This is a genomic window from [Phormidium] sp. LEGE 05292 (genome assembly GCF_015207735.1).
Lineage (GTDB): Bacteria > Cyanobacteriota > Cyanobacteriia > Cyanobacteriales > Aerosakkonemataceae > Floridanema.
Genome location: NZ_JADEWG010000320.1, coordinates 1 through 1,939, shown reverse-complemented (window position 1 = coordinate 1,939; position 1,939 = coordinate 1). Strand labels below are relative to the sequence as shown.

General features: G+C 42.4%; 1 protein-coding gene. It reads right to left on the bottom strand.

All coding sequences use genetic code 11. The features are described 5' to 3' along the window. Positions 1-451 precede the first annotated feature (451 nt). Positions 452-1,060, bottom strand: a complete 609-nt coding sequence (locus IQ264_RS32320) for a Uma2 family endonuclease (RefSeq protein ID WP_193986843.1) — start codon at positions 1,058-1,060, stop codon at positions 452-454. Positions 1,061-1,939: the final 879 nt, after the last annotated feature.

Here is a 1,939-nt window from a genome sequence, read left to right as displayed (position 1 = left end):
ATATTTCCCTGATTTATGTCGTGCTATTTCCCAGCGTTACAAGTGTCGCCAACTGAAAGCATAAAATGGCACTCAATTACTTGAAGGATAAAATGGCACAAAGTGCCACTTTATCCTTCAAGTGGCAATATTTCCCTGAACAAAATAAAACTTACTTGAGTCCAACAAAGAAAACTACTGACACCAGCACCCTAATTTATAGATCCATAGGTAGTTAGTGTCAGTAATATTTCCCTGAAGAAGGTAAAACTGACTTTAGCCCAACAGAGAAAATTACTGACACCAGCGCCCTAATTTATAAACCAATAGGTAGTTAGTGTCAGTAAATGAAGCTAGTTCCGAAAAAGCCGCATCGCGGTGAGTGACTTCAGTCAAATGGCTGAGGTTGTTGCTGTTGGTAGCCAAATCAGATCCGTGAAGGCAACAAAAGAATCGACCTAAAACTTGACTTTCATTTCTGTGCCTGAAAAATTTGTTCGGCTGTCAGATTGAGTTCGGGGAATAGGTGTGATTGGATGCGATCGCTGGTACGAAACTGGCGTGCTTGATACTCCCCATCGAGCAGCTGGAATACAGAGAGAGTCGGTTGTTTGGGAGTACCAATAAAGCGCACACCACCCAAACCGAGATAATCCACAATCCAGTATTCAGGAATACCCATTGCCTCGTAGTCAACGAGTTTGTAACCATAGTCATCTCGCCAATTGGTACTCACAACCTCAACAATTAGGGGGATGGATGCGCCATAAATCAGAGTAGATTTTTTCTCCCATAAAGGCTCAGATGCTAGCTGGCGACGGTCTACTAATAGTAAGTCAGGATTGTAGCCAGTTTCCTTATTGTTTGGTTTAACTAAGGCTTTTTGCGGAATGCGATAAGGCAAATGCAGTCGGGAGTATTCCAGGGTCAATTCCTGTGTCAGGAATCCTGTAACATCTTCATGAAGGCCAGTGGGTTGCATCTCAATGATTGTGCCATCGTGTAATTCGTAGCGGCGATTCTCTGGTAGCCAGTCGATAAACTGATCGAAAGTTACTAATTTTGGGTGGGCTTGGATCATCTCTAGCACCTCCTGCATGGAACCAGAAAAACTTGAAAAGGCAGTCAGTCAAATTCAGTTTGAGGAATGTCTATGATTACTTTGTCTTTTTTCCCAAAAACTGCTGCACTTGATACAACAGATCGAGCAGCCCAGATAGGGTGCCAGAGGGATTACTAATCTATCTACACAATATATCTAAAACTGTGCCAAGACCAATATAGTAAAAAATTCTTAGGTTAACGCCTCGGTACGCCAACGATTCCCGGCTTTTTCCATTCCCATTTCCAAATGTTCCCATTTCCTGTAGTGCGATCGATCTCGGAAGCTGAAAAAACTAAGAACACGAAAGAAATACTACGAATACGAAAGAAAAATAGTACGCACGCTTAAGAAATAGTAAGAACACGAAGTAAATTTCGATCACGCACAGTCACAAAAAAAGTTTTCTGAAAATCGCAGTCGATGATTGTCGAAATTTGATTTGACAAAACTGAGTAAATGTGTTTCTCTGTAGAAGAGACTGACCGGAATAGCTTTATGGAGTCCGAGCGGTGGAAAAAAACCGGAGTGAGTGTCCGGGATTTAGGCTCTTACGCAAATTTGGTGAAGAGAAGCAATAAGGTAGAAGGTAGATGTAGCAATGATTAGAGGGATGTAGTACCCTTGAAGAGGAAAAGTAGAGCGGCTCTTACGCAAATTTGGTGAAGAGAAGCAATAAGGTAGAAGGTAGATGTAGCAATGATTAGAGGGATGTAGTACCCTTGAAGAGGAAAAGTAGAACTAGCCCGTTGAGGCCGGATTTTGGGAAAATTGGTACTGAGACTGCCAGATAGAAACAGCCAGGAGAGAAGCTTGCCGGATGTAGTATGAGCAGAGGAGAAAAAACCACCGCAGAAG

Coding starts and splice junctions, on each gene's coding strand:
- IQ264_RS32320 (WP_193986843.1), bottom strand. CDS start 1,060: ATGATCCAAGCCCACCCAAAATTAGTAACTTTCGATCAGTTTATCGAC.